The sequence below is a fragment of the Streptomyces sp. NPDC046909 genome (genome assembly GCF_040644695.1).
In the GTDB taxonomy this organism is placed as follows: Bacteria; Actinomycetota; Actinomycetes; order Streptomycetales; family Streptomycetaceae; genus Streptomyces.
In genome coordinates, this window is sequence record NZ_JBEYXC010000001.1 from 797,997 (window position 1) to 820,261 (window position 22,265).

The 22,265-nt window shown below is 71.1% G+C and carries 18 protein-coding genes; 12 read left to right on the forward strand and 6 right to left on the reverse strand.

Annotation, left to right across the window (positions count from 1 at the left end):
• Positions 1 to 37: 37 nt before the first annotated feature.
• Entirely contained in the window at positions 38 to 796 is a 759-nt protein-coding gene (locus tag ABZ928_RS03270) for a hypothetical protein (protein ID WP_361514742.1), read from the reverse strand.
• A gap of 144 nt (positions 797 to 940) precedes the next feature.
• Between ABZ928_RS03270 and ggt the strand changes: the two genes are divergently transcribed.
• A complete protein-coding gene (gene ggt, locus ABZ928_RS03275) occupies positions 941 to 2,746 on the forward strand; it encodes a gamma-glutamyltransferase (protein ID WP_361514743.1) in 1,806 nt (601 codons plus the stop codon).
• Here the strand turns inward: ggt and ABZ928_RS03280 are convergent, their stop codons facing one another.
• From ABZ928_RS03280 to map, 3 genes are all read right to left on the reverse strand, one after another.
• Complete coding sequence (locus ABZ928_RS03280; protein WP_361514744.1) at positions 2,747 to 5,299, reverse strand: ATP-dependent Clp protease ATP-binding subunit; 2,553 nt, start codon at positions 5,297 to 5,299, stop codon at positions 2,747 to 2,749.
• An 85-nt stretch (positions 5,300 to 5,384) separates the two neighbouring features.
• Positions 5,385 to 5,921 (reverse strand): GNAT family N-acetyltransferase, encoded by a 537-nt coding sequence (locus tag ABZ928_RS03285; RefSeq protein ID WP_361514745.1) that lies wholly within the window; start codon positions 5,919 to 5,921, stop codon positions 5,385 to 5,387.
• A 177-nt stretch (positions 5,922 to 6,098) separates the two neighbouring features.
• Positions 6,099 to 6,872 (reverse strand): type I methionyl aminopeptidase, encoded by a 774-nt coding sequence (map, locus tag ABZ928_RS03290; RefSeq protein WP_361514746.1) that lies wholly within the window; start codon positions 6,870 to 6,872, stop codon positions 6,099 to 6,101.
• 32 nt (positions 6,873 to 6,904) lie between these two features.
• Between map and ABZ928_RS03295 the strand changes: the two genes are divergently transcribed.
• The 9 genes from ABZ928_RS03295 (at position 6,905) to ABZ928_RS03335 (ending at position 18,374) form a co-directional block, all read left to right on the forward strand.
• Entirely contained in the window at positions 6,905 to 7,156 is a 252-nt protein-coding gene (locus ABZ928_RS03295; RefSeq protein WP_361514747.1) for a helix-turn-helix transcriptional regulator, read from the forward strand.
• 146 nt (positions 7,157 to 7,302) lie between these two features.
• Positions 7,303 to 9,150, forward strand: a complete 1,848-nt coding sequence (locus ABZ928_RS03300; protein ID WP_361514748.1) for a hypothetical protein — start codon at positions 7,303 to 7,305, stop codon at positions 9,148 to 9,150.
• Between the two features lie 204 nt (positions 9,151 to 9,354).
• Positions 9,355 to 10,197 carry a nitrilase-related carbon-nitrogen hydrolase gene (locus ABZ928_RS03305; protein WP_361514749.1) on the forward strand — a complete coding sequence of 281 codons (843 nt, stop codon included), beginning with the start codon at positions 9,355 to 9,357 and terminating at the stop codon, positions 10,195 to 10,197.
• Complete coding sequence (locus ABZ928_RS03310) at positions 10,194 to 11,483, forward strand: aspartate aminotransferase family protein (protein WP_361514750.1); 1,290 nt, start codon at positions 10,194 to 10,196, stop codon at positions 11,481 to 11,483. Before ABZ928_RS03305 ends, ABZ928_RS03310 begins: the two co-directional genes overlap by 4 nt.
• A 39-nt stretch (positions 11,484 to 11,522) precedes the next feature.
• Positions 11,523 to 13,088 carry a PucR family transcriptional regulator gene (locus tag ABZ928_RS03315; protein WP_361514751.1) on the forward strand — a complete coding sequence of 522 codons (1,566 nt, stop codon included), beginning with the start codon at positions 11,523 to 11,525 and terminating at the stop codon, positions 13,086 to 13,088.
• Between the two features lie 155 nt (positions 13,089 to 13,243).
• Entirely contained in the window at positions 13,244 to 14,086 is an 843-nt protein-coding gene (locus ABZ928_RS03320) for a nitrilase-related carbon-nitrogen hydrolase (protein ID WP_361514752.1), read from the forward strand.
• Between the two features lie 126 nt (positions 14,087 to 14,212).
• Positions 14,213 to 15,622, forward strand: a complete 1,410-nt coding sequence (gene hydA / locus ABZ928_RS03325; RefSeq protein WP_361514753.1) for a dihydropyrimidinase — start codon at positions 14,213 to 14,215, stop codon at positions 15,620 to 15,622.
• A gap of 11 nt (positions 15,623 to 15,633) precedes the next feature.
• The gene (locus ABZ928_RS03330) at positions 15,634 to 16,653 is read left to right on the forward strand and encodes a TIGR03842 family LLM class F420-dependent oxidoreductase (protein ID WP_361514754.1); all 1,020 of its coding nucleotides are present in this window, start codon (positions 15,634 to 15,636) and stop codon (positions 16,651 to 16,653) included.
• Between the two features lie 143 nt (positions 16,654 to 16,796).
• Positions 16,797 to 18,374, forward strand: coding sequence for an NCS1 family nucleobase:cation symporter-1 (locus ABZ928_RS03335; RefSeq protein WP_361514755.1), 1,578 nt, complete (start codon positions 16,797 to 16,799; stop codon positions 18,372 to 18,374).
• Between the two features lie 51 nt (positions 18,375 to 18,425).
• Here the strand turns inward: ABZ928_RS03335 and ABZ928_RS03340 are convergent, their stop codons facing one another.
• Positions 18,426 to 19,082: a hypothetical protein gene (locus ABZ928_RS03340; protein ID WP_361514756.1), complete on the reverse strand. Its 657-nt coding sequence runs from the start codon at positions 19,080 to 19,082 to the stop codon at positions 18,426 to 18,428.
• A gap of 199 nt (positions 19,083 to 19,281) precedes the next feature.
• Positions 19,282 to 20,328 carry a carboxymuconolactone decarboxylase family protein gene (locus tag ABZ928_RS03345; RefSeq protein ID WP_361514757.1) on the reverse strand — a complete coding sequence of 349 codons (1,047 nt, stop codon included), beginning with the start codon at positions 20,326 to 20,328 and terminating at the stop codon, positions 19,282 to 19,284.
• Positions 20,329 to 20,495: 167 nt separating this feature from the next.
• On the opposite strand from ABZ928_RS03345, the gene ABZ928_RS03350 reads away from it, so the two are divergent.
• Both ABZ928_RS03350 and ABZ928_RS03355 read left to right on the forward strand, forming a co-directional pair.
• Positions 20,496 to 21,599, forward strand: a complete 1,104-nt coding sequence (locus ABZ928_RS03350; RefSeq protein WP_361514758.1) for a sensor histidine kinase — start codon at positions 20,496 to 20,498, stop codon at positions 21,597 to 21,599.
• Entirely contained in the window at positions 21,596 to 22,255 is a 660-nt protein-coding gene (locus tag ABZ928_RS03355; RefSeq protein ID WP_361514759.1) for a response regulator transcription factor, read from the forward strand. The genes ABZ928_RS03350 and ABZ928_RS03355 overlap by 4 nt, the downstream gene beginning before the upstream one ends.
• Positions 22,256 to 22,265 lie beyond the last annotated feature (10 nt).

Consider the following 22,265-nt stretch of genomic DNA (forward strand, 5'->3'; position numbering starts at 1 on the left):
TTACGTGGGAGTAACGATTGTTGTCATGTGAATGAATTCAGGACGCGCGGTGGGAGTTCCGGGGAGCCGCAGGAGTGGGAAGCGGCGCCTGAGCGGCCCGGGTCACGTCCGCGACCAACTCGGCCACATCCGGGCCGTACGCCTGTGAGTTGACCACCTTGAGCAGGAGCACGAACGCGTTGCTGCCGTACTTGCGGGCCAGGCGCTCGTGGTTGCGGGCGAGATAGCGGGTCGCGGCCTGATTGGTGATCGCGGTCTGGCCGCAGAACAGGAACACGGGCCGGGTCAGGCCCGGTTGACCGGCCGTGAGCCGGGCCAGCAGGACGTGTTCGGACACGCCCTTCTCCATCCGGTAGCGCTCGCTGCCGATCTGGAACGCCAGCTTGTCCGGGCCCGGCTCCGGGTCGGTGTTCACCCGCACCCCGGGCAGCATGGCGTGCATGTGCGCCGCCATCCGCCGGTTCGACCCCGGACCGCCCACGCAGAACTCCGTACGCTCCCCGAAGCCCTGCCGCGCCACGTCCTGGGTGATCACCTCCGCGTGCGCACCGCAGTCCTTGATGAGCGCGGAGAGCTCCAGAAGGGCGAACACGTCGTAGCGGTGCACGGCGAGATCGGCGCTGCCGGCGTCGCGGTTGACGACGAGGAGGGACTCGGAGTTGTCCGGCAGCCCGAAGAACGCCTGCTTCTTGCGGAGCTTCCGCTTCCACAGATAGGTGCGGGCCAGCCAGCCGAGGGCGGCACTGATGCCGGCCGCGACCACGCCCAGGACGATGTTGCGCACGTCGTCATTCATGGGCGCGCATGCTAGCGGTCCGACATTGCTGGTACGTACCGGTGTTCGAAGTGTGGCGTTCTCATGACAGCTGCCCTGAATGGGGCTGTCGGGCCAGGGGTGTTGTGGTTACGCTGCGCGGACGGTCCCGGCCTGGAGGTACGCATGCGTCGCCCTGTCGCGCGGAAACTGTCGGTACTGGTGGTCTCGGCCGCCGTGGTGTCGGTGGGGGCGGCGGCTCCGCCACAAGCCGCCTCGACGCCCTCGGCGTCCTCGACACCGCAGAAGGTCCCGGTCGCCGTCGGGTACGGCGGTGCCGTCGCCAGCGTCGACGCGGACGCCTCCGCCGCCGGGATCGAGGTGCTGAGGAAGGGTGGCAACGCTGTCGACGCCGCCGTCGCCACGGCCGCCGCGCTCGGGGTCACCGAGCCCTACTCCTCCGGCATCGGCGGAGGCGGCTACTTCGTCTACTACGACGCCAAGTCCCGCAAGGTGCACACCATCGACGGGCGGGAGACGGCCCCGCTGACCGCCGACACGAACCTCTTCGTCGAGAACGGGCAGCCGCTCGCCTTCGCGGACGCCGTGAGCAGCGGCCTCGCCGTCGGCACCCCGGGCACGCCCGCCACCTGGTCCACCGCCCTCGACAAGTGGGGGACCAGAAGACTCGGTACGGTCCTGAAGCCGGCCGAGCGGATCGCCCGCGACGGCTTCACGGTCGACGACACCTTCCGCGCCCAGACCGCCCTCAACGAGACCCGCTTCCGCTACTTCCCGGACACGGCCGAGCTGTTCCTCCCGAACGGCGCCCTTCCCGTCGTGGGCTCCACCTTCAAGAACCCCGATCTCGCCCGTACGTATGAGGAGTTGGGCAAGAAGGGCGTCGACGCGATCTACCGGGGCGACCTCGGTGACGAGATCGTCGACACCGTCAACGACCCGCCCGTGGACCCGGCGTCCGGCTGGAACGCCCGCCCCGGCGACCTGTCCGAGAAGGACCTCGCGGCCTACCGCGCCAAACTCCAGGCGCCCACCAAGACCTCGTACCGCGGACTCGGCGTCTACTCCATCGCCCCCTCCTCCTCCGGCGGCACGACCGTCGGCGAGGCGCTCAACATCCTTGAGAACACGGACCTTTCGAAGGCGAGCGAGGTGCAGTACCTGCACCGGTACATCGAGGCGAGCCGCATCGCGTTCGCCGACCGCGGGCGCTGGGTCGGCGACCCGGCCTTCGAGGACGTACCGACCCAGGGGCTGCTGTCGCAGTCGTACGCCGATCAGCGCGCCGCGCTCATCAAGGACGACGCGGTGCTGACCAGCCCGGTGGCACCCGGCGACCCGCGCGACCCGGGCTCGACGGGGACGCCCGCGCCGACGACGTACGAGGGCGAGAACACCACGCATCTGACGGTGGCCGACAAGTGGGGGAACGTGGTCTCCTACACGCTCACCATCGAGCAGACCGGTGGTAGCGGGATCACGGTGCCGGGGCGTGGGTTCATCCTCAACAACGAGCTGACGGACTTCTCCTTCGTGCCCGCGAACCCCGCTGTGCACGACCCGAACCTGCCCGGTCCCGGCAAGCGGCCGCGGTCGTCGATCTCGCCCACGATCGTGCTCGATCAGCACAACAAGCCGGTGGTGGCGCTGGGTTCGCCTGGTGGGGCGACCATCGTCACCACCGTGTTGCAGACGCTGACCCGGTTCCTGGACCGGGGGACGCCGCTCGTGGACGCGATCGCGGCGCCGCGGGCCAGTCAGCGGAACCAGACCACGACGGAGCTCGAACCGGCGCTGTACAACAGTGATCTGAGGACACGGCTGGAGGCGATCGGGCACGGGTTCCGGCTCAACGCGGAGATCGGGGCCGCGACCGGAGTCCAGCGCCTGCCCGACGGCAAGTGGCTGGCCGCCGCCGAGACGGTACGACGAGGCGGTGGCTCGGCACAGGTGGTGTACCCGGCGCCGTAGTCACAACTCGGGGGCGGGCGTCTCCTCTTCCGCACCTTCCGTACGGAACGCGAGCCGCTCGCCCTCCACGTCCACGGTCACCCGGCCGCCCTCCGCCACCCTGCCGTCCAGCAGCAGCCTCGACAGCTGGTTGTCCACCTCCCGTTGGATCGTCCGGCGCAGCGGGCGGGCGCCGTACTCCGGTTGGTAGCCGCGGCGGGAGAGCCAGTCGACCGCCGCGTCGGTGAAGTCGACCGTGATGCCCTGGGCTTGGAGCATGCGGCGAGTGCGGTCCAGCAGCAGGTTGGTGATCTGGCGGAGTTGGTCTTCCGCCAGTTGGCGGAAGACCACGATCTCGTCGATGCGGTTCAGGAACTCCGGGCGGAAGTGTTCGCGGAGGGGGCGCAGGATCTGTTCGCGGCGGGCCTCCTCGTCGGCCTCCGCGTCGCCCGCGCCGAAGCCGATGCCGGCGCCGCGGCGGGTGATGGCCTCGGAGCCGAGGTTGCTGGTCATGACGACGACCGTGTTGGTGAAGTCGACCGTGCGGCCCTGGGAGTCGGTGAGGCGGCCGTCGTCGAGGACCTGGAGGAGGATGTTGAAGACGTCCGGGTGGGCCTTCTCGACCTCGTCGAGCAACAACAGCGAGTAGGGGTGCCTGCGGACCACCTCCGTCAGTTGGCCCGCCTCCTCGTGGCCCACATATCCGGGCGGGGCGCCCACCAGGCGGCTCACGGTGTGGCGTTCCTGGTACTCGCTCATGTCGAGGCGGACCATGCGCTCCTCGCTGCCGAACAGGGCCTCGGCGAGGGCGCGGGCCAGTTCGGTCTTGCCGACGCCGGTCGGGCCGAGGAAGAGGAAGCTGCCGATCGGGCGGTCGGGGCTGGCGAGGCCCGCGCGGGAGCGCAGTACGGCGTTCGCCACGACCCGGACGGCCTCCTCCTGGCCGACGACCCGCTGGTGCAGGTGGTCCTCCAGGCCCAGGAGCTTGTCCTTCTCCTCCTGGGTGAGGCTGGCCACCGGGATGCCCGTCTGGCGTGACACCACCTCGGCGATCGCCTCCGCCGTCACCTCCAGGTGCTGGCCCTCGTCGGCCGTGTCGTCGCCGGAGGACTCGGTGATGCGCTGCTTCAACTCTGTTATGCGGTCACGTAGTTGCATGGCCTGTTCGTACTGCTCGTCCGCCACCGCCTGGTCCTTGTCGCGGGCGAGCTGTTCGACTTCGCGCTCCAGGGCCCGTACGTCGGTGCCCTTGGTGCGGGCGCGCAGGCGTACCCGGGCGCCGGCCTGGTCGATGAGGTCGATCGCCTTGTCGGGGAGGCGGCGGTCGGTCAGGTAGCGGTCGGAAAGTTCTACGGCGGCCACGAGCGCCTCGTCGGCGTAGCGGACCTGGTGGTGGGCCTCGTAGCGGTCGCGCAGGCCGCGCAGGATCTCCAGGGTGTCCGCGACGGACGGTTCGGGGACCAGGATGGGCTGGAAGCGGCGGGCCAGTGCCGCGTCCTTCTCGATCCGGCGGAACTCCTCCAGCGTGGTCGCGCCGACGATGTGCAGCTCGCCGCGGGCCAGGGCGGGCTTGAGGATGTTGCCGGCGTCCATCGACGCGGCCTCGCCGCCTCCGCCCGCGCCGACGACGGTGTGGAGTTCGTCGATGAAGACGATCAACTCGTCGGAGTGGGCCCGGATTTCACCGATGATGTTGTTGAGGCGTTCCTCGAAGTCACCGCGGTAGCGGGTGCCCGCGACCACCCCCGTCAGGTCCAGGGCGACGACCCGCCGCCCGACGAGCACGTCCGGCACGTCGTTCTCGGAGATGCGCTGCGCCAGGCCCTCCACGACGGCGGTCTTGCCGACGCCCGCGTCGCCGATCAGCACCGGGTTGTTCTTGCCGCGCCGGGACAGCACCTCGATGGTCTGCTCGATCTCCTCCTCCCGGCCGATCACCGGGTCGATACGGCCCTGGCGGGCCAGGTCGGTCAGATCGCGGCTGTACTTGTCGAGGGTCGGGGTGCCGGTGGTCCGGGGGGTCTCGGTGCGGGGCTGTCCCGTGTCCGGTGCGGCCTCCGGCGGCAGGCCCGTCGGGGCGAAGTGGGCCGAGTTGAGGATGTGCCCGGCCGCCGAGTCCGGGTTGGCCGCGAGGGCGCTCAGGACGTGTTCGGGGCCGATGTAACCGGCGCCGCGCGCCCGGGCCAGGTCGTGGGCGTCCAGGAGGGCGCGCTTGGCGGCCGGGGTGAGGGAGAGCGAGGTCGGGGGCGGGGCCTCGCCGGGCGGGTGCTGTACCGGGCCCGAGCGTTCGTCGATCTCCTCGGCGAGCTCGTCCGGATCCGCGCCGGCCCGGCTCAGCAGCGAGCGGGTCGGCTCGGCGGACAGCGCGGCCCGCAGCAGATGCTGGGTGTCCAGGTCCCGGCTGCCGTGCTCGGCGGCGTACTGGGCGGCGCCCCGGACCAGCTCGCGGGCGGGCTGGCTGAGGAGCTGGCCGATGTTGATCTGCCGGGGGCCGGGGCGGGGGCCGCCGAAGAAACGGGCGAGGAACTCGCCGAAGGGGTCGTAGCCTTCCGGTCCGCTGAAGCCGCTGGTCATGGCCGTTCCCATCCGGCGTCCCCGCGGGGCCGGGACGCCCTCGCCGATCGACGTGCCGGAGTCGGGTAACCCGCGTAGCGGCCGGTTACACCTCTGGTCCGTCCTCGCCCTGGCGACCCACCGGTTCCGCGGGCCAGGTGTACTCGATCTCGTCCACCACGAGGTCGGGGGCCAGTCGCAGCGGGCGCTCGGCCGTGCGCAGGCCGCCTTGGCGCTCGTAGAACACGATCGCACGATCGTTGCCCCGCAGCACCTCCAGGACGACGTCCCGGCCCGGGTACGTGGCCCGCGCCCAGGCGAGGCCGCGGTGCAGGAGGAGACGGCCGAGGCCCGTACCCACGCGGTCCGGGTGGACGTGGAGGTTGTCGACGTGGACGCTGTGGTCGGCGGCGGGGCGCAGATAGACGAAGCTGTGCAGTTCGCCGTCCTGGTGGGCGGTCAGCAGCAGTTGGCCGGGGGAGAGGGCGGCGGTGCGGGTCCGCCACTGCTGCCGGTGTTCCTCCGCCACGGGACCGTGCAGGTACGAGGACGGCAGGAGGGTGGCGTACGCGCTGCGCCAGCTGGCCGTGTGCAGGGCGGCGATGGCGTCGGCGTCGGCGGGTGTGCCCTCTCGGATCAGCATGCCGCAGGGTACTGTGCTTTCCCGGGGGATAACCCCCGGACCCCCAGCAGAAAAGCAGGTAGGCCGAGCTGAGCGGCGCGGACATCGCGAGGCAAAGCTCAGTAACTCGACGGCCCCGGTGGGCCGTTCGGGCTGAGGGCGAGCGCGGCCCGAATCCCCCGCCGGTCCGCGGGCCCGTCAGTCCGTGCGGGCCGTGAGGATCCGCGGGCCCGCGTCCGTGATCGCCACCGTGTGCTCGGCGTGGGCCGCGCGGGAGCCGTCGTTGGTGCGCAGGGTCCAGCCGTCCACGTCGGCGTGGTAGCCGTCGGTGCCGCCTCCGATCAGCATCGGCTCGATCGCCAGGACCATGCCGTGCCGCAGTTTCATGCCGCGGCCGGGGCGGCCCTCGTTGGGGACCCCCGGGTCCTCGTGCATACGGCGGCCGATGCCGTGGCCGCCGAAGCCGTCCGGGATGCCGTAGCCGGCGGCCCGGCACACCGTGCCGATCGCGTGCGCGATGTCGCCGATGCGGTTGCCGACGACGGCGGCCTCGATACCCGCGGCGAGGGCCCGCTCCGCCGTCTCGATCAGGCGTACGTCGGCCGGGCGCGGGGTGCCGACCGTGAAGCTGAGCGCCGAGTCGCCGACCCAGCCGCCCAGTTCGGCGCCGAAGTCGATCGAGACGAGGTCGCCGTCGCGCAGCCGGTAGCGGGTCGGGATGCCGTGCACGATCGCGTCGTTCACGGAGGCACAGAGGACGGCCGGGAAGGCGGTCGGCGCGAAGGAGGGCCGGTAGCCGAGGAACGGCGAGGACGCACCCGCCTCCCGCAGCACGTCGTGCGCCACCTCGTCCAGTTCCAGCAGGGATACGCCCACGCCGGCGGCCTTGCGCGCGGCGGTGAGGGCCCGCCCCACGACCTGTCCGGCCTCGTACATGGCGTCGATCGATGTGTCCGTCTTCAGTTCCACCATGCCAATTACTATACCGGTATTAGAATGGGGGCATGGTACGCACCCCACTCACCCCCGAAGAGCGCGAACGCGGCGAGCGGCTCGGGCGGCTGCTGCGCGCATCGCGCGGCGACCGCAGCATGGCCGAGGTCGCGGCGGCCGCCGGGATCTCCGCCGAGACCCTCCGGAAGATCGAGACCGGCCGCGCGCCGACCCCGGCGTTCTTCACGGTGGCCGCGCTGGCCGAGGTGCTCGGACTGTCGATGGACGAGATCGCGGGGCGGTGCGCGCTGATCGTCGTGTGAAGCCGGGTCCGGGCCGCCGCCGCACGTCACGTTGCGGCAGGGGCGGCGCACTCTGCGTCCAGTCCGAAAACTCCGCGTAGCCTTTCCGTAACACGACTCGTGTTGTCTTACGGACCGGAGTGCTCCGGTCTGGCGGGAGTTGAGCGATGGCTGTGGATCAACTCCCGGGCCGGGTGCGGGAGTTCGCGAACTACCTGAACGGTCTGCTGGCGCGCCTGGATCAGGGCGGCGGCTGGTGCGCGGTGTTCTGGCAGCGCGACCCGGACGGCATGCAGGCCTGTCTCGAAGGGCGTGAAGTACCGCCCTGGGACGTGGTGGAGTCGCTGCTCCAGGATCTGGCCACCGAGTACGGCACCGAGGCGACCGCTCCCGAGGCCCGGCAGGCCCACGCGCTGCACACCGAGGCACTCGCCGCCCACGACTCCCGCCCCGGCGGCCGTGACGCCCTCGGCGACCGGCTCGACATCATGCTCCGCGAACAGCGCTACGCCGCCGAGCGCCAGGCCGAGTTGGGCCGTCTGCTCGCCTCCGCCACCACCCGCGAAGCCGCCGACGCCATCCGCCTCGACCTCGCCTGGGCCCACGACGACCACGAACGCGCGACCGCGCGCTGCGCCGAACTCCGCCAGCGGATCGAGCGGTTGGACCAGCGCTCGGCGGAGGGCCAGGCGCAGGCGATCCGCCGGGGCCGGGCGGGCGGAGTGTTCCGCATCGAGGCGGAGTACGGCGCGGGTGGCGCCTGGCAGGAGACCGGGCACGCACCGGGCCCCGAGTACGGCACGGGCGGTACGCGGCCGGAGAGCGGCCGCACGCCGGGCATGCCGCAACAGCGCGACGCGCGCGCAGCCGCCGAGCAGGCCGGCTGGGGTGCGGCCGGGAACCGGGGGGACGATCACGGCCGGGCGGGTGCCGGCGCCGGCTCGGAGCGGCCGGGGCACGGCCCCGGGGGCGACTCCCACGACGCTCGGCAGCGGGACACGCAGGATACGGCGGGAGACGCCTTCCAGGACTGGCGGCGCCGTGGTGCCTCGGCGGGCGAGCCTCAGGGCTCCGCGGCCGGCGGGGGCCCCGGATGGGCCGGAGCCTCGCACGACCACAACGCCGCCGATTTCGGGCCTGCCGTGGCGGTGGGTACCGGCGTGGATTCCGCCGGTTTCGGGCCCGCCGGGGCCGTGGGTGCCGATGCGGGCCCTGCCGAAACGACCCCCTCGGAATCAGCCGCCGCGTCCCAGCCCGCACCCCCCGCCGAGCCCGCCCCCAAGCAGCGCAAGCGTCGCCGGGGCAGTGCGCGGTTCGCCGGGATGGACGAGGAGGAGGCCGCCCCCGTCGTCGTACCGCCGACAGCGGTGCCCACGCTGCCGACGCCCGCCGCGGCCACGCGCCGCAGCCCGCGCGGGGCCCGGTTCGCCGGGGCCGCCGAGGAGGCCGTGGGGGCGGCCGATGCGCAGGCCGGGGCGTTGGACGCCGGGGCCGGGCGGGAGGTCGTAGAGACGGTCGAGACGTTGCTGCGGCTGCGGGCGGACGGGCGCAGCGGGGAGGCGCACGCGCTGCTCGTCGAGGCCGCGTACTGGCCCGCCGCCCGTTTTCCGCTGCTCGCCGCCGAGCTCCAGCGCGCCGGGCTCGGGCACGACTGGGCGACGCTGTTGTGGGAGGCCGCCTCGCTGCCCGCCGACCGGCTGGTCGCGGCGGCGGACGCGCTGGTGGGGGCGGGGAGGGGCACCGACGGGGAGCAGATCCTGCGGCAGGGCGTCGCCCGGCCCGCCGAGGAGATCGGCGGCGCCGTGCTCGGCCTGGTCGCCGAGGGGCGCCGCCGCGAGGTGGCCGCGCTGCTCGACGCGTACGTCCGGGTCCGCACCCCGGAAGAGGCCGCCCGCAGCGCCGCGCCGGGCCCGCAGACCCTCGTACCGCTGCTCCTGGAGGCCGCCCGGGGCGTCTCGGAGGAGCGGCACTGGGACCTGGTGCACGCGCTCCGGGTCGCCGGATTCACCGCCTGAGACGGCTCTGGAGAGGCCCCACACCGCCACTCCGGAAAGCCCCTCACCGGGCCCGTCGCTCACCCACGAGGGTGTGAAACGTGATCGACTCAGCGGGTTAACGACGATGGTCTTGGCAAGGCTTCCGGAGAGGCTTACTTTCGACCCTCTACGTCCTGCGTCTACGGGCGTAGAGGCTCTGAGGTCCCGTCGAAGGAGCAGCTCATGGCCAACGTCGTACGTGCCGCTCTGGTCCAGGCCACCTGGACCGGCGACACCGAGTCCATGGTGGCGAAACACGAGGAGCACGCCCGCGAGGCGGCCCGTCAGGGCGCGAAGATCATCGGGTTCCAGGAAGTCTTCAACGCCCCCTACTTCTGTCAGGTCCAGGAGCCGGAGCACTACCGCTGGGCCGAACCCGTGCCCGACGGACCGACCGTGGTTCGTATGCAGGAGCTCGCACGCGAGACCGGCATGGTGATCGTCGTGCCGGTCTTCGAGGTCGAGCAGTCCGGCTTCTACTACAACACCGCCGCCGTGATCGACGCCGACGGCACCTTCCTCGGCAAGTACCGCAAGCACCACATCCCGCAGGTCAAGGGCTTCTGGGAGAAGTACTACTTCAAGCCGGGGAACGCGGGCTGGCCGGTCTTCGACACCGCTGTGGGAAAGGTCGGCGTATACATCTGCTACGACCGTCACTTCCCGGAGGGCTGGCGGCAACTCGGCCTCAATGGCGCCCAGTTGGTCTACAACCCGTCGGCCACCCACCGAGGCCTCTCCTCCTACCTGTGGCGGCTCGAACAGCCCGCCGCAGCCGTCGCCAACGAGTACTTCGTCGCCGCGATCAACCGGGTCGGCGTCGAGGAGTACGGCGACAACGACTTCTACGGGACGTCGTACTTCGTCGACCCGCGCGGCCAGTTCGTCGGGGACACCGCCAGTGACAAGGTCGAGGAACTCCTCGTCCGGGACCTCGACTTCGATCTCATCGAAGAGGTACGGCAGCAGTGGGCCTTCTACCGGGACCGCAGGCCCGACGCGTACGAGGGGCTGGTGCAGCCGTGAGCAACAAGGATCTGCTGGGCCGTCACCGGTCCGTCCTGCCCGACTGGCTCGCCCTCTACTACGAGGACCCGCTGGAGCTCACCCACGGCGAGGGCCGGCACGTGTGGGACGCCGCGGGCAACAAGTACCTCGACTTCTTCGGCGGCATCCTGACGACGATGACCGCGCACGCGCTGCCCGAGGTCACCAAGGCGGTGAGCGAGCAGGCCGGGCGGATCATCCATTCGTCCACGCTCTACCTCAACCGGCCGATGGTCGAACTCGCCGAGCGGATCGCCCAGTTGTCCGGCATCCCGGACGCCCGGGTCTTCTTCACCAGCTCCGGGACGGAGGCCAACGACACGGCCCTGCTGCTGGCGACGACGTACCGGCGCAGCAACACGATCCTGGCGATGCGCAACAGCTACCACGGCCGCTCCTTCAGCGCGGTCGGCATCACCGGCAACCGGGGCTGGTCGCCGACCTCGCTGTCACCGCTCCAGACGCTGTACGTCCATGGCGGCGTGCGGTCGCGCGGCCCGTACGCCTCCCTGAGCGACGACGAGTTCATCGCGGCGTGCGTCGACGACCTCACCGACCTGCTGGGCCACACCCGCCCGCCCGCGGCGCTGATCGCGGAGCCCATCCAGGGCGTCGGCGGTTTCACCTCACCTCCCGACGGCCTGTACGCGGCCTTCCGCGAGGTGCTCGCCGAGCGCGGCATCCTGTGGATCGCCGACGAGGTGCAGACCGGCTGGGGCCGCACCGGCGACCACTTCTGGGGCTGGCAGGCACACGCCGCCTCCGGGCCGCCCGACCTGCTCACCTTCGCCAAGGGCATCGGCAACGGCATGTCCATCGGCGGGGTCGTGGCCCGCGCCGAGATCATGAACTGCCTGGACGCCAACAGCATCTCGACCTTCGGCGGCACCCAGGTGACCATGGCGGCGGGGCTCGCCAACCTGTCGTACCTGCTGGAACACGACCTCCAGGGCAACGCCCGGCGCGTCGGCGGACTGCTCATCGAGCGGCTGCGGGCCGTCGCCGCGCAGACTCCCGGCGTACGCGAGGTGCGCGGGCGCGGGCTGATGATCGGCGTCGAGCTGGTCAAGCCCGGCACCGACCAGGCCGACCCGGACGCCGCGTCCGCCGTGCTCGAAGCGGCCCGCGAGGGCGGCCTGCTGCTCGGCAAGGGCGGCGGCCACAACACCAGCGCCCTGCGCATCGCACCGCCGCTGTCCCTCACCGTCGCGGAGGCCGAGGAAGGCGCCGCGATCCTCGAGAACGCTCTGAGGAGCATCCACTAGCAGCACATCGAGCACATCGTGAGCAAGGGAACCGCCGCTATGACCACCACCTTGGACCATCTGGAACCGGCCCTGTCCGTCCGCCAGGTCCTCACCCTGGAACGGGTGCTCGCCGGGGAGCCCGAGGTGGTGGCCGGAGCGGCCCAGCTCGACCGCGCCGTGCGCTGGGTGCATGTCGCCGAGGCCGCCGACGTCGGCGTCATGCTCAGCGGCGGGGAGATGGTCCTCACCACCGGCGTACTGCTCGCCGGCGACGAGGGCGCCCAGGCCGAGTACATCCAGTCCCTGCACCGGGCGGAGGCCGCCGCCGTCGTCCTGGGCCTCGGGCGGGCGTTCCCCGCGCCGCCGGACGTGATGCGGCGGGCCGCCGAGCGGTGCGGGCTGCCCATGGTCGTCCTCCACCGGCCCTTCCCCTTCGCCGACCTGACGGAGGAGGTCCAGTCCCGGCTGGTGCGGCGGAAGTTCGCCGCCGTCAGCCTCTCCGAGGCCGTACGCACCACCCTCACCGGACTCATCACCGCGGGCGCCCCCCTGCAACGGCTCCTCGACGAGATCGCCCAGCACAGCGCCTGCCCCGTAGTCGTCACCAACCTCGCCCACCGCGTCCTCGCCACGGCGGGCGAGCGGCCGGCCGTCGACGACGTGCTGCGGGACTGGGAGCGCATCGCCCGGCAGGCGGGCGGCAGCGAGGGCGACGGCTGGATCCGGGCCGAACTGGGCGGACGCGGCGAGCGGTGGGGCGAGATCCTGCTGTGCGGCTACCGCGGGGACACCGCCGCCGGACGGCTGCTCGCCGACCGGGCCGCCGAGGCCCTCGTCCTGCACCGCATGCTCGCCGGGAACTCCGCCCACACCTGGGAGGAACAGTCCGCGCAGAGCCTGCTCACCGACCTGGCCAGCGGGGTCGTACCGGCGAGGCAGCTGCTGCCGCGGGCACGGGCCGCCGGACTGCCCGTCAACCGGCGGACCTTCGTGCCGCTGGTCGTACGGGACGGCGATCCCGCCGAACTCGACCGGGTGCTACGGCTGTTGGGGCTGCCCGGCATCGTCGCCGAACTCGCCGACGGGGCGACCGCCGTACTGCTGAGTCTGGCCCGGGACCAGGACGCCGCGGTCCTCACGGCGAACTTCGCGGCCCGGCTGAAGGAGACCGTCGTGGCGGCCGCCGACCCGCGTACCGCCTGGGACGACGTCCCCGCCGGGATGCGCGAGGCCCAGCACGTCGCGGACGCCGTCGCCTCCGGAGCGCTCGACCTCCCGGCCGTCGTACGCCTCAAGGACGTCCATCTGCGCGGTCTGATACGGCTGTTGCGCGACGACCCGCATGTGCAGTCCTTCGCCGAACGGGAACTGGACGGGCTGCTCTGCGACTCCGGCACGGGAACCGGCTCCGGCTCGGGTGACGGGCTGCTCGCCGTCCTGCGGACCTATCTCGCCACCGGCCGCAACAAGTCCCGCACCGCCCAGCTCCACCACGTCTCCCGGCCCGCGCTGTACCGCCGCCTTGAGGCGATACAGGGACGGCTCGGCGTCGACCTCGACGACTTCGAACAGGCCGCCTCGGTGCACATCGCGCTCCTCGCGCACGACGCGCAACAGGCCTGAAACATGCCACGACCTGGGAAAACGGCGGTGAAACATGGGTCCACGACAGGGTGACACCGTGGCACGCCGCACGCCCGCAGACGTGACACGGTGCAACTCAAAGCCCGCTTGTCGGCTTTCTAGCCTTCTCGCACACCGAGCGACCGGAGGTCCCGATGAGCAGAGTGATTCGTGCCGCCCTCTTCCAGACCGCGTGGACGGGCGACAAGGAATCGATGATCCAGGTCCACGAGCAGGCGGTCCGCGACGCGGCCGCGCAGGGTGCTCAAGTCCTGTGCTTCCAGGAGCTGTTCTACGGACCGTACTTCTGCCAGGTCCAGGACAAGGCGTTCTACGAGTACGCGGAAGCCGTGCCGGACGGGCCGATCGTCAAGCGATTCCAGGCGCTGGCCAAGGAGTTCGGAATCGTCCTGATCCTGCCGATGTACGAGGAGGAGCAGCCGGGCGTCCTCTACAACACCGCCGCCGTGATCGACGCGGACGGCTCGTACCTCGGCAAGTACCGCAAGCACCACATCCCCCAAGTACCGGGATTCTGGGAGAAGTTCTACTTCCGTCCCGGCAACCTCGGCTGGCCCGTCTTCGACACGGCCGTCGGGAAGATCGGCGTCTACATCTGCTACGACCGGCACTTCCCCGAGGGCTGGCGCGCCCTGGGTCTCGAAGGCGCCGAGATCGTCTTCAACCCGTCGGCCACCTCGCGCGGACTGTCCGCCTACCTGTGGCAGCTGGAGCAGCCGGCCGCGGCCGTCGCCAACGAGTACTTCGTCGGCGCGATCAACCGGGTCGGGGTCGAGGAGCTGGGCGACAACGACTTCTACGGGACGACGTACTTCGTCGACCCGGAGGCCCAGTTCGTCGGCGAGGTGGCCTCCGACAAGGAGACCGAACTCGTCGTCCGCGACCTGGACATGGCCAAGCTCCGCGAGGTCCGCGACCGCTGGCAGTTCTACCGCGACCGCCGCCCGGACGCGTACCCGCCGCTGACGGCACCGTAAGAGCGACCCGCACACCCTGCGCCCCGAAGGGGCGCGGGGCAGCGCCGATATGCGGCTGACGCCGCGTGGGCGCGACCAGCCACAAACGACCCGCAGCCAACCGACCAGCGATCCAGGAGAGGGAGCATGAGCAGCCGCAGCCGTACCGTCATCCGCGGTGGTCTCGTCATCACCGCGTCCGACGAGATCCACGCCGACGTGCTGATCGAGGACGGCCGCATCGCCGCCCTCGCCGCCTCGGGCACGTCCGCCGCCGAAGCGTTCACCGGCGAGCGGACCATCGACGCCACCGGGAAGTACGTCATCCCCGGTGGCGTCGACGCCCACACCCACATGGAGCTGCCGTTCGGCGGCACCTTCGCCTCCGACACCTTCGAGACCGGCACCCGGGCCGCCGCCTGGGGCGGTACGACGACCATCGTCGACTTCGCCGTGCAGAGCGTCGGCCACTCCCTGCGCGAGGGCCTCGACGCCTGGCACGCCAAGGCGGAGGGCAACTGCGCGATCGACTACGCCTTCCACATGATCGTCTCCGATGTGAACCAGGAGACGCTCAAGGAGATGGACCTGCTGGTCGAGGAAGGGGTGACCTCCTTCAAGCAGTTCATGGCCTACCCCGGCGTCTTCTACAGCGACGACGGCCAGATTCTGCGCGCCATGCAGCGCTCCGCCGAGAACGGCGGCCTGATCATGATGCACGCCGAGAACGGCATCGCGATCGACGTGCTCGTGGAGCAGGCCCTGGCCCGCGGCGAGACCGACCCGCGCTATCACGGAGAGGTCCGCAAGGCCCTCCTCGAAGCCGAGGCCACCCACCGCGCCATCAAGCTCGCGCAGGTCGCGGGCGCCCCGCTGTACGTCGTGCACGTCTCGGCCATGGAGGCAGTGGCCGAGCTGGCACGGGCGCGCGACGAGGGGCTCAACGTCTTCGGCGAGACCTGCCCGCAGTACCTGTTCCTGTCGACGGACAACCTCGCGGAGCCGGACTTCGAGGGCTCGAAGTACGTGTGCAGCACGCCGCTTCGCCCCAAGGAGCACCAGGCCAAGCTCTGGCAGGGCCTGAGGACCAACGACCTCCAGGTCGTCTCCACCGACCACTGCCCCTTCTGCTTCGTGGGCCAGAAGGAGCTCGGCCGCGGCGACTTCTCCAAGATCCCCAACGGCCTTCCCGGCGTCGAGAACCGTATGGACCTGCTCCACCAGGCCGTCGTCGACGGGCACATCACCCGCCGCCGCTGGATCGAGATCGCCTGCGCCACCCCGGCCCGGATGTTCGGCATGTACCCGAAGAAGGGCACGATCGCGCCGGGCGCCGACGCCGACGTCGTCATCTACGACCCGCACGCCGAGCAGATCGTCTCCGCCGAGACCCACCACATGAACGTCGACTACTCGGCGTACGAGGGCAAGCGCATCACCGGCCGGGTCGAGACGGTCCTCTCGCGCGGCGAACTCGTCATCACCGAGCGGGAGTACACCGGACGCGCCGGTCACGGCGTCTACACCCCCCGCTCCACCTGTCAGTACCTGAACTAGGAGTGGCGCACATGGACTTCGGACTCGTCCTGCAGACCGACCCGCCGGCCTCGAAGGTCGTCAGCCTGATGAAGCGGGCCGAGCGCAACGGCTTCACGTACGGCTGGACCTTCGACTCCGCCGTGCTCTGGCAGGAGCCGTTCGTGATCTACAGTCAGATCCTCGCGAACACCTCGAAGTTGACGGTCGGCCCGATGGTCACCAACCCGGGCACCCGCACCTGGGAGGTCACCGCATCCACGTTCGCCACCCTCAACGACATGTTCGGCAACCGCACGGTGTGCGGCATCGGCCGCGGTGACTCGGCGATGCGGGTCGCGGGGCGGACCCCCAACACCCTGGCCCGTATCAGCGAGGCCATGAAGGTCATCAGGGCGCTCGGCTCGGGGCAGTCGGCGGACCTCGGGGGCACGGTCATCAAGTTCCCCTGGATCAAGGAGGACGCCGAACTCCCCGTATGGATGGCCGCGTACGGTCCCAAGGCCCTGAAGATGACGGGCGAGGAGGCCGACGGGTTCATCCTCCAGCTCGCCGACCTGTACCTGACCGAGTACATGGTGAAGGCGGTCAAGGACGCGGCCGTCGCCGCCGGACGCGACCCGTCCGAGGTCAAGATCTGCGTCGCCGCCCCCGCATACGTCACCGAGGACGACTCGCCCGAGGCGCTCGCCCACGCGCGCGAGCAGTGCCGCTGGTTCGGCGGGATGGTCGGCAACCATGTGGCCGACCTGGTGTCCAAGTACGGCGAGCACTCCGCCGCCGTACCCGACGAGCTCACGGACTACATCAAGGCCCGTGAGGGGTACGACTATTCGCATCACGGGCGTGCCGACAACCCGGACACCGCGTTCGTGCCGGACGAGATCGTCGACCGGTTCTGCGTCATCGGACCCGTCGAGAAGCACATCGAGAAGCTCAACGCCCTGCGCGAGCTGGGCGTCGACCAGTTCGCCGTCTACGACATGCACGACGCGCAGGAAGCCACCATCGACGCGTACGGCTCGAAGATCATCCCCGCGGTCAACGCCTGACCGTCGTTCCCACGGTGGTCGACGCCTGACCGCCCCTCCGACCCCCCACACCTTGTCTCCTTCCTCCCCGCCGTCCCGGGGAGGGAGGGCCCAAGGCCCCCGCACGGCCTTTCCCGTCCCGCTCTGAACCGATTGGCCTGCCCATGACCGACACAGTCCCCACGGGGTCGCCGATATCCCAGGCCGCCGACGCCGGCGGCCGCATCGAACTCAGTCCCGAGGCCTTTCCCGTCGACAGCCCCTTCGCCAACGACGACCTGCGTCCCGTACCGGTCGCCGAGCGCAAGTGGACGACGTACAACTTCGCGGCGCTGTGGATCTCCATGGCCCACTGCATTCCCAGCTGGACCCTGGCCTCCGGCCTGGTCGCGCTCGGGATGGACTGGAAGCAGGCCGTCTTCACGATCGCCCTGGCCAACATCATCGTGCTGCTGCCGATGCTCGCCACGGGCCATGCCGGGCCCAAGTACGGCATCCCGTTCCCGGTGCTCGCCCGTGCCTCCTTCGGGCTGCGCGGCGCCAACATCCCGGCGCTGATCCGGGCCGCAGTGGCGTGCGGCTGGTTCGGTATCCAGACCTGGATCGGCGGCAGCGGCATCTTCGCGCTGGGCTCCAAGCTGACCGGCGGGCACTGGGAGAACGCGGGCAAGATCGCCGGCAACCCGTGGCCGCTGTGGCTGTGCTTCCTGCTCTTCTGGGCGCTCCAGATCGCGATCATCTACCGCGGCATGGACTTCCTGCGGCACTTCGAGAACTGGGCCGCGCCCTTCGTGATCGTCGGCGCGCTGGTGCTGTTGATCTGGATCGCGGTCAAGGCGGACGGCTTCGGCGCGCTGCTCGACCAGCCGTCCAAGCTCGGCTGGGGCCCCGACTTCTGGCCGGTCTTCTTCCCGTCGCTCATGGGCATGATCGGCTTCTGGGCCACCCTGTCGCTCAACATCCCCGACTTCACCCGCTTCGGCGCCAGCCAGAAGGCGCAGACCTGGGGCCAGGCCCTGGGCCTGCCGACCACGATGACCCTCTTCGCGGTCCTGGCCGTGCTGGTGACGTCCGGCTCCGAGGTCGTCTACGGCGAGGCGATCTGGGACCCGGTCACGCTGGCCGCCAAGACGGACAACGCCTTCGGTCTGCTCTTCGCGCTCATCATCGTGCTGGTCGCCACCATCTCCGTGAACATCGCGGCGAACGTGGTCTCACCGGCGTACGACCTCGCGAACCTGGCGCCGAAGCTCATCAACTTCCGTACGGGCGCGCTGATCACGGGTGTCGTCGGCATCCTGATCTTCCCGTGGAAGCTGATCTCGACGCCGGAGTTCTACATCTTCACCTGGCTCGGCGTGGTCGGCGGACTGCTCGGCACGGTCGCGGGCATCCTCATCGCCGACTACTGGATCGTGCGCAGGACGGTTCTGCACCTGGCGGACCTGTACACGCCCGGCGGGCGCTACTGGTACTCCAACGGCTGGAACTGGCGGGCGATCGTGGCCTTCGCGGTCGGCGGCCTGCTCGCGGTCGGCGGGTCGTACTCCGGTGTCGGCGCGGACGGGTCCAAGACGGGACCGTTCCCGACGGACGGATTCATCCCGTTCCTCAAGCCGCTGGCCGACTACGGCTGGGCCGTGGGCCTGAGCGCCTCGCTGGTGCTGTACGTCGTGCTGATGCTGCCGCTGGGCAAGGAGCAGGAGGGCATCGAGCAGGAAGGCATCAAGGCCAAGGTCTGAGGCCGGGTCGGCCGAGGGGGCGGTCGGCGTTCGCTGCGAGGGCGGTCGGTGCTACTGACCGCCCTCCAGCGCTGCCACCGCTTCCTTCGCCGCCTTGATGGCGCCCTTGTTGATCACGTCCGTGTCGGGCGCCTTCTTCGACTCGAAGTCGCTGCCGTTGTAGGTGACGACGATCAGCGCGTTGGACGCCCGCACGATCACCACGCCCTCACGGGTCTGCTGCTTGTCCTCCGTGGTGAGGTTCACGACGGAGTAGCCCGCGTCACCGACGCCCGGAACATCCCCTCCGCCGCTCTTCTCCGCGATCCGCTCCTTGTACGACTTCTGTGCCGCTTCGTCCGAGTCCGTGATCTCGAAGGACACATCGAGCCAGCGGTAGTCGTACCCCTTGAGCGCGTTCCAGGAGCAGGTCCGGCGGAGCTTGGTGTCCGTCGACGGGATCTCCTTGCCGGCCGTCTTGGCGCCCGGCACCAGCGACTTGAGCGTCTTCGCGGTGACACTGCCGCAGGGTGCGGGAGACGCGGCGTACGCCTTCGAGGCCGCCGCCGTCGCCGGGGCCGAGGCGGACGGGGTGCCGCCGCCCTTCGATGCGGCGTCGTCGTCGGAGCTCGGAGCGGGGCCCGAGGAGATCGACCAGCCCGCGACGGCGAGCACGACGACCGGCGACAGACGCGCGGTCAGAGCGAGCGGCAGAGGAAGGGAACGCACAGGCGCACTTTTTCCGTGGGGGACGGTGCGGAAGGGGTCCGCACTGCGGACGGGACGCCAGTGTCACACGACTCCCTGTGGGGCGGTAGTGCCAACTCGCTCCGTACATGTGCGGTGACTGCGGCTCGCTGTTGACGCGGCGTGTGTCCTGTTATGTCGCCGCGTCGGCGTCCGTTCGGTCGTCCGTTGCGTCGGCCCGTCAGATGCGTACGGGGTGGTGGGTGAACGCCGACTCGATCCGGTCGACGGCGAGGAACGCCCCGTATGCGACGAGATGCACGAGACAGTGATCGGTGTGCTCGGGGCGACGCCACGCGGCCACGTCCGCGTCCGTGATGCGGTACGGCGCGAGGGCGGCGAGCAGGGCGAGACGGGCGCCGGGGCGCTCGTTCCGGTCGGGGAAGGTGTCGGGGGCGAGCGGCGGATGCGACCCGTCCCAGTCCATCACCGCCGCCTCCACCAGGTCCTGGTCGTCGGCGTCGAGCAGTCCGGCGCCGTCCATGGCTGCCCTCAGCAGTGCCGCGTACGCGGGACCGACGGCCGTACCGCCCGCCCACGCGGGGGACTCACCGGGGTCCGGGAGGTCCAGCAGCGCCAGCGCCGCCCCGGGGCGGGCCCGGCGGCGCACGGTCCGGGCGAGCGTACGGCCCGCGAGACTGCGCACCGGACGGAAGCGCTGGGCGTTGCCGGGCAGCAGGTTCTCGGTGAGGAGGGCGGAGACGACGCGGTTGATGAAGTGGAAGGCGAGGGCGGTGCCGAGGTAGCCGGGGGCGTGGTCGTGGGGGAAGGGGTACGGGTCGGGGGCGGGGGTGTCTGCTGTCCGGGCCGGGGTGAAGGGCGCGGGGCCCAGGGCACCCGGCACGCGGGTTCGTTTGCCCCAGTCCAGTACGCGCGCGTGCTCCTCGTTCTCGGGCCGTTCGCCGCGTGCGAGGCGCTCGGCGAGGGCGTGGTCGCCGGTGGCGTGCAGGAGCACGGTGTGGGCGTCCACGCAGAACGGGCACTTGTTGGCGAGCGAGACCCCGAGCGCCGCCAGTTCCTTGCCGGTACGGCTGCCCGGGCCCGCGATGAGCGACTCGCGCATCAACGCCCAGGTGGGGGCGAGGAGTTCGGGCGCGGAGGAGAGGACCACGAACGTGACCGGCTCGTCGATGCCGAAGTCGTGCGCGAGCTGGGTGTAGACCTCGGCGACCCGTCCGGTGGCCGCCTTGGGCGGCAGGGGCTCGGTGTAGCGGAAAGGTGTGGGCATGGGCAGCAGCCTGCGCCCGCCGGCTGCCCCGGGTCGTCGTACGGCCGAAGGGAGTTGGCGCTGCTCCGGCGGTGCGGGCCCGGCGGCTCGACTACTGCGTGGGGAGTAGTCGGGGAGTTGTCCACAGGGCTGACGCCGGGGTCGGCGGGGACGTCTAGTGTGCGGACATGAGCGGGCACCTGGTCACACGCAGGGTTCTTGCCGACGCGGCGCTGACGGTCGTGATCGGTGCGCTGGCGATGACCACGGTCGCCTTCGACGGGGACAGGGCATGGCTGGACTACGTCCTGGTGGCGGTGAGTTCGGCCGCGCTGGGCTTCTACCGGGCGGCCCCGCTGGCGGTCCTGGCCGTGTCGACGCTCTTCGGCGCGGCCTACGTCCTGCTCGCGCAACCCGGACTCCCGGCGGCCCTCCCCGTCCTGGCCGCGGTGCACACGGCCGCGCGGGTGGGACATCGGGGCTGGGCGCTGCTGGCGAGCGGGCTCTACCTGACCGCGTATGTCGCGACGGGCCTGACGGCACGGGACGTCGTGGAGAACGCGGCGCTGCTCATGGGCTGGTTCCTGTTCGCGGCGGTCACGGGTCTCGCCGACCGCAACTGGCAGGCCTATCTGCGCCAGACGGAACAGCGCGCCCTGGAGGCGGAACGCACCCGCGAGGAGGCCGCGCTGCGCCGGGCGGGCGAGGAACGCCTGCGCATAGCGAGGGAGTTGCACGACTCCCTGACCCACAGCATCTCGATCGTCAAACTCCAGGCGGGCGTGGCCGTGCACCTGGCCCGCAAACGGGGCGAGGAGGTGCCGCCCGCCCTGCTGGCCATCCAGGAGGCGAGCGGCGAGGCCATGCGGGAACTCCGCTCCACCCTGGAGATCCTGCGCACCGACGAGGTCATGGGCACGCCCGCGCTGCTCGTGGAACGGGCCAGGGCCGCCGGCCTCGCCGTGGACCTGACGGTGACGGGCGAGGAACGGGAGCTGCCGGCGACGGTCGAGCGGGCGGTGTACCGGATCGTGCAGGAGGCGCTGACGAACGCGGCGCGGCATGCGGGGGCCGCGAAGGTGCGAGTGGGGATCGCTCATGAGGAGGGGCAGTTGACGGTACTGGTGGAGGACGACGGCAACGCCGACCCGTCCCGCCCTCCGACGCCGGGCATCGGTCTGACCGGCATGCGGGAACGCGTCACGGCACTCGGAGGGTCCCTGCACGCCGCTCCGCGCGCGGAGGGCGGGTTCGAGGTGCGGGCGGTACTGCCGTCGGGGGAGGCCGCGTGATCAGAGTCGCGCTCGTCGACGATCAGGCGCTGATGCGGGCCGGGTTCCGGGCCCTGCTGGAGGCCGAGGACGGCATCGAGGTGGTGGGGGAGGCGGCGGACGGGGAGCAGGGCCTTGCGCTGATCCGCGCCCAGATCCCCGACATCGCCCTGGTCGACGTACAGATGCCGGTGATGACGGGCATCGAGACGACCCGCCACATCGCCGCCGACCCCGCCCTGTCCGCCGTCCGCGTGGTCATCCTCACCAACTACGGCCTCGACGAGTACGTCTTCGAGGCCCTGCGCGCGGGCGCGAGCGGCTTCCTCCTCAAGGACACGGACCCGGCGGACCTGCTCCAGGCGATCGAGGTCGTGGCGGGCGGCGAGGCACTGCTGTCGCCCTCGGTGACCCGCACGCTGATCGGCGAGTTCGTGTCTCGTCCTCCGGACCGGGCCACGGCTCCCGGCCTGGAATGCCTGACTCGGCGGGAGAGGGAGGTGACCGCACTGGCCGCGCGCGGGCTCACCAACGAGGAGATCGCCGCGCACATGGTGATCAGTCCGTTCACGGCGAAGACGCATGTGAGCCGGGCGATGACGAAGCTGGGGGCGCGGGACCGGGCCCAACTGGTCGTGTTCGCCTATGAGTCGGGACTGGTGACCGCCCGCGGCTGATATCCCGTTG